General features: G+C 53.0%; 4 protein-coding genes and 1 pseudogene. 2 read left to right on the top strand and 3 right to left on the bottom strand.

What is annotated here, in order from left to right:
• Positions 1-161: 161 nt before the first annotated feature.
• From ABRP93_RS11260 to ABRP93_RS11250, 3 genes are all read right to left on the bottom strand, one after another.
• Positions 162-1,166 (bottom strand): ABC transporter permease, encoded by a 1,005-nt coding sequence (locus ABRP93_RS11260; RefSeq protein WP_349887987.1) that lies wholly within the window; start codon positions 1,164-1,166, stop codon positions 162-164.
• 14 nt (positions 1,167-1,180) lie between these two features.
• Entirely contained in the window at positions 1,181-1,762 is a 582-nt protein-coding gene (locus tag ABRP93_RS11255; protein WP_349887986.1) for an ABC transporter ATP-binding protein, read from the bottom strand.
• 307 nt (positions 1,763-2,069) lie between these two features.
• A complete protein-coding gene (locus ABRP93_RS11250) occupies positions 2,070-2,222 on the bottom strand; it encodes a hypothetical protein (RefSeq protein WP_349887985.1) in 153 nt (50 codons plus the stop codon).
• Positions 2,223-2,834: 612 nt separating this feature from the next.
• Here ABRP93_RS11250 and ABRP93_RS11245 point away from each other — a divergent pair.
• Both ABRP93_RS11245 and ABRP93_RS11240 read left to right on the top strand, forming a co-directional pair.
• The gene (locus ABRP93_RS11245) at positions 2,835-3,158 is read left to right on the top strand and encodes a helix-turn-helix domain-containing protein (protein WP_349887984.1); all 324 of its coding nucleotides are present in this window, start codon (positions 2,835-2,837) and stop codon (positions 3,156-3,158) included.
• Positions 3,158-5,820, top strand: a pseudogene (locus tag ABRP93_RS11240) (DNA polymerase); the annotation flags it as partial. The gene ABRP93_RS11245 and the pseudogene ABRP93_RS11240, both read left to right, overlap by 1 nt.

Raw genomic sequence — 5,820 nt, 5'->3', positions numbered from 1 at the left:
AAGCCGCCGGATCAGCTACACTTACTATCGCATCTTGATTAAATCCCCGTGTCCACTTTCCGGGGTTCGGGCCCAATGGAGGGGAGTGAAATAACTAAGCCCAGTATAGGCCCAGACGTTAGTATACACTGCTACCGCGATTAAAAGTGGATTTTGAAAAATTAGATTACATAGGCAGAGGAAAACAAAGCGGCAAGAAGCATTGGAAACAAGCCCGAGAGGTAGAAACTCATCTGTTCGGGAGAAAAGGCGCCGAAAATCCCAGTTTCAATAAGGTTTATCTGCTCAACACGCCTTTTTTTACTGCGAGTCCAGCCACACCAACCAATTGTAGGCCCAAGAAGTACAGTCGCGATTAATGGATGAACCGGATGCATAATTACGACCACTATTAAAAGGGCGAGTAGTGAATGAACGAACAATAGAGCATACTGTGGGTATATACTTCCTCCAAGCTTGGAGAAATCAGCACACCGTGCAATCGCTCCGCCAAGAACTCCCCAAGATACGAGGAATAATATAAAGGACTGTTTCGGTAGTGCCTGCGCTATGCTCCAACTCAGAAGTACAATATCAAGGCCAAACAGTAGCAAATATGGTTGCCTTAATATTCTCGCTAAAGTTAGAAAGCTATAGTTCGCTGTCAGGGGAAGTTTTACCCACCTCAATTGAGTAGTTGTTATTGCAGCGTGAACTATCTCTGAATCCAAAATCAAACCGCTTGCCTGCGCAACATTCTTCGTCCGACCTGCTCTTAAGAGTTTTGGTACCGTACCGTTACGAAAAGCTAAAGGAGTCATCCTTAAAGTTATGGCTATCACTGAGTACAGAACAACGTGACCGTTAGCCGCACCGATAACCAGTCCGACGCAGCCAAAACCAAGAATCTGAATCAAAATACCGGCACCACTAAAGCGTAATCCCTGCGATGGCCGAACTTTATAAACCCAATCCTCTGGGGAAATGGCCCTCATTGGCAAAAACTTTTCGAAGACTATAGCCGTAATAAGTATAGCCAAAATATGTACAACTACATGCCGAGAGTATCCAGTGTCGACGTTGTTACTCTGCGCTTCATTGATGATCCAGCTAATTGTGAAAAAAGCAGCAGATACCGCAAACGTACCCCAGACTGTATACTCTACTACCTTCACTACCGAACTCATTGCATTCACTTTTCTTAACTTAAATTTATTTTTGTGTTGCACTGATTAAGGATTTTTTTTGAGTGGCTGGCGATAATGACAGTCGCCCCTTCTAAGGCTTTGCACTCCAAGACTCTACACAGCCTCTCAACCCAAAAATCATCAAGGTGACGTTCAGGTTCATCCAGCAATAAAACCTGTGTTTCTTCCATCGCAAGTTGGATTGCAAGGGAAAACCTTTGTTGTTGCCCACTCGAAAGTACGGAGGGTGACAAGTCTAATAAATCTGATAGCTCCCATGCTTCTACCGTCTTGGAGTATGAAATCTTCTGTGTTTTTTCGAGGAGTTTTATATGTTCACCGACCGACATGTCTGGATAAAAAGTAGGCGAAGATACATAAATGATTTTTCCGATCAACTTGGTTGACCACGTGTCGATATCATTAAGTAAAACTTGCCCTTCCAACGGGTACGTTTCCCCAGCTAATGTGCGAAGAAGAGTTGATTTACCGGATCCATTTTTCCCTACGATTCCGTATATACGGCCAGTTAGAAAAACCTGGTTTAAGGAACAAATTACTGTCGTATAACCTGCCGAAGCATCTACCGTAAGCATATTTATAGATTATTCCATACTCAGAAGGGCCCGACCCCGATGTGTCCACTTTCTGGGGGTCGGGCCCTTCCACCAAAGCTTGAGATACCGAACCCCGGTCGAAGTGGAAACCGAATTTTGGAAGCAGAACTTGCCACAGGCAATAATGGAAAACAAGGCAAATGCCTAGGAACAAAACCCGGGGCACTTCAGGTCGAGCCACCCCACAGTTTGACCGTGACGTATATTTTATAGGGAGGTTTGCCGTGCATTGCTCACAGAACGTGCTCCAGAATCGATTTACCTGGTTGAATGGCCGGGCCTGGGCCTAGCCAATATCCTCGGCTCCTCGACGCTGCGGCGGGCGGTCAATCGCCATACCGACGGTATGGGATCGTGCAGTGGACTTGTCTACGTGGTACGGGCACGTGGGGTGGACGCTCGCTGCACTGAGCCCCGTGGCCGTCTTCGGAGCTGTCATAGTCTGGGCTGCTCGAAAAGTGTGGGGGATCGGCGAAGATCTTTTCCGTCCTAGGATGTGAATTTTGGTCTCTAGTGCAACCTGGTTTGATTTTGTCTTGATAAAAGATAATCCCTTCCGGCGTTTTGGCTGGTAGGGATTGGAAGTTGGTAACGGGGGCAGGATTCGAACCTACGACCTCTGAGGGTTGGGGGTTAGGGGGGCTTACTTTTAACCCTGCGCTAGAAAATAGGAAAATTTAAAAGGTTTGGTGTATCTAAGTTTCTATTTTTTCATGTTTTTGTATAGGGGCCGAAATCCAAGCCCCATAAGCCCTATAAGCCCCCCCTACTCCACCCCGCTCTGACACAGGGCTACATCTGTGGTAGAGTGAAGGGTGTAAGTATCAAAACTTTCGCCCGACGGGATCACGAGTTAGGACCTCGCCCCGCCGTTTGGAAAAATTGCTCCTAACGAAACCAGGCAGCTGTCCCCCGGTAGCGCACCCTGGTGGGGTTGACCGGGATAGTGGGTCTCCGTGCCCCAGGACAACCATGGATAGCTGGCGAGTACCTCCGGCAGGAGGCCGCGCGAAAAGGTGCCCAGTGCGATGATTCTTTATAGGAGTCATTTATGGGCGCGCCCAAAAACTTTTCTACCAACGACTGGTTAACCTCTGCCGAAGCTACTGAGTACCTCGGTCTTTCACCTTCCCATCTGAGCGTGCTGCGCTCCCGTGGCAACGGCCCTCTGTACACTAACGTTGCGCCTGAAGGTGCTGCGCCTCAGTACAGGTATCGTCGCAGCGATCTCGATAATTGGACTGCCTCCCGCGCGACGACACTCACCCCGGATATGCAGGGCTGGGTTGACCACGCTGTCTCGACGGCTCCCCGTATGACACGTGGGCAACTCGCTGAAGTCACCCGCATTCTGCGTCAGGGGGTGGCGGCGTAATGCAAAAAAAGAACGCCCCCGCTGTTCACGAGGACGATCAAACCCTTGAGGCCAAGGATACCATTATGGCATCCGACGGTCAAGTGTCAAGCATCGACCCCGACCACCTGGCAGAGCTTCACGCGTCCGCGATCAGTGACGATGTCATCCGAGCCTCTGGCATCTACACCGCATACACCCGTGATGAGCTGCCCGAGCCGTTGCGGTGGATCGCGAAAAAAGATGGCACAATGCCTGCTTTGGTCTTCCCTATGGAAGAAGCAGGACGCGGTACGACCCATCAGGTCAAACCACAGCCAGAATCACCAGCCGTTAAAAAGGGACGGATCCCGAAATATGTCTGCCCGAAGAAGGGTAAGGGTTTCATTACCCCGTCGTTCATCGAGCAACGTCCCATCACAGATGACACACGTCGCGTACTGATCGTCGAAGGAACAAAGCAGGCTCTAGCCGCGCTGTCCTGGGCTGACGACGAGACTGCTGTCTACGGCATCCCAGGTATTCAGACCTGGAAGGGCGGCAAGGATGGGCCAAGCCCGGCTTTCACGCAGCTCAAGGGTCATTCCGTCTACATCATCCCTGATGCTGATGCTGGTTCTAACCGTGCTGTCTACGACGGTGCGCAAGCCCTCGGTGAGCACTGCAAGGCGTGGGGTGCATCGCCTGTCCGCTTCGTGAGTATGCCCGGCCACGGGTCGCAGGGGCTGGATGATGTTCTTGCCACCGTGGGCGATGACGAGCGCTCAGAGATGCTTGAGCTGTGGATTCGCCAGGCACAGGGTAAGCCTGCCCGCAAGATGCCAAAGCGTGCCAGCAAGAAGCAGCGCAGCAACACTAACGAGACTCGCAACGACTCACGCCCGACGCTTTATACCGACTTGCCGCCCGAGACGCTATGGGATCGAGCTTGGGAGGCAATTGAGAGCAAACATGCAGGCGTGACGCTGTTTCGCCAGGATTCTCGTCCTGTAATGATTTCTCGGCGTGACGGTCAGGCTGTCCTGGTGCCTGTAGACCGTGCAACGGGGCGGCGTCTGGCTGCTGCTGCTTTCGATTTGGTGCGTGAGACCGACAATTCCACTACTGTCGTGGCACCGGTAGACAAAGACATCGACGTGATTTTCTCGCCTGTCTATACCGATAGTCTGCCGCCGCTGCACAGCGTGACGCGGTCGCCGCTGGTTACCGAGACTGGCGAGATTATCACGCGCTCGGGTTACCACAAGGGCACGGGTGTCTATGTAGACCTCGACGATTCCCTTACTGGTATCTCTGTGCCGGATAAACCAAGTGATCAGGACGTGGAAAATGCTAAGGTGCTGCTTGAGGATGTTCTCTACGATTTTCCGTGGGTAACTCCTGCTGATCGCACCCGTGCTCTCGGTGCTCTGCTAACTCCCTTGGCGCGCCCGATGCTTACCACAGCGCCTATGCACGTGATTTCTGCCGTGCGCCGATCCTCTGGAAAGGGCCTGCTCACAGATGTTTTCCATCTCATTGCAACAGGCGAGACTGCTGCGGTGCAAGACTTGCCTGGCACTGAGACAGAGATGCGAAAGGTAATTGCGTCGAAGCTTTTTGCTGGTGCTGCAACACTTTTCCTCGACGAATGTAGCTCCGGTGTGGACAGTAAAGCTCTATCTGCCCTGCTGACAGCCGAGTCTTATACCGACCGCATCCTTGGTGAGTCGCGCATGATTTCGGTACACAACAACCTGTGCGTGTACGCAGCCGGAAATAATATCGCTGTTGACGGCGACCTAGCCCGCCGTGTCGTACCCATTCTTCTCGACCCGAAATGCTCCAGGCCTGAATCTCGCAGCGGTTTCCGGCATCCTCACCTGCGCCGATATGTGCGTGATCACCGGCGTGAGCTGCTGGCAGCAGCGCTGACACTGATCCGTGCGTGGGCTGTGGCTGGCAGGCCATCTCCCCGTGTGGCAGGCCCGTTCGGATCCTTCGAGGGCTGGTATCACGTGGTCGGTGGCACCCTGGAACACGTCGGGTACACTGATCTCACGGTAGACTTAGAGGAGATCCGAGCACGCTACAACGCTTCTGAGCAGGAAAACGCCGAGCACTTAGCGTGGCTCTACGAGGAGATGGGGGACGGCGATTTCCGCGCCTTCGACGCGGAATGCAGGATCGCTGATTCTCGCGACTATGTCCCTCTGCCTGAGGGTCTTGTCTCTTTGGATGAGGTCTCAGCACGACGCCTAGGGCGTGTCTACTCCCGTCTGCAAGGCGCGTGGATTGGTGGATATTGTCTTGAAAGCGCTGGTGTGAAGCACCACACGAAGCTTTTTCGTGTGGTTCGTGAGGACGACCAAGGCCACGGCCAAGGCCCCGATAACGGCACTTCACCGGAACCTCCTGCCCCGGCTCCGTCGGGCGTGGGCAACGTCGGCCCCAACGATGGCGGTACTACTGCCCCGGCACCTGAGCAGGTAGAACCTGCTGAGCCGACAACACCTGCCGTCACTGACACCACAACCACCGTTGTGTTTGATCTTGAGACTGGCTCTGCAGATGATCTCCACGTCACGGACGATCCGGGCTTCGTGCGCCTCGCCACCTACTCGGTCAAGGGCCCGAACCCCGGAAAGTGGACACGGGGATTTAATCAAGATGCGATAGTAAGTGTAGCTGATCCGGCGGCTTC

Source organism: Corynebacterium sp. KPL2850 (genome assembly GCF_040225855.1).
Classification (GTDB): domain Bacteria; phylum Actinomycetota; class Actinomycetes; order Mycobacteriales; family Mycobacteriaceae; genus Corynebacterium.
The sequence above is the reverse complement of the archived record's forward strand: the minus strand, read 5'-3'. Positions and strand labels throughout refer to the sequence as shown.

What these genes read in the sequence shown, in the direction of transcription:
- ABRP93_RS11250 (WP_349887985.1), bottom strand. Translation starts at nt 2,222, where the DNA reads ATGACAGCTCCGAAGACGGCCACGGGGCTCAGTGCAGCGAGCGTCCAC.
- ABRP93_RS11255 (WP_349887986.1), bottom strand. Translation starts at nt 1,762, where the DNA reads ATGCTTACGGTAGATGCTTCGGCAGGTTATACGACAGTAATTTGTTCC.
- ABRP93_RS11245 (WP_349887984.1), top strand. Translation starts at nt 2,835, where the DNA reads ATGGGCGCGCCCAAAAACTTTTCTACCAACGACTGGTTAACCTCTGCC.
- ABRP93_RS11260 (WP_349887987.1), bottom strand. Translation starts at nt 1,166, where the DNA reads ATGAGTTCGGTAGTGAAGGTAGTAGAGTATACAGTCTGGGGTACGTTT.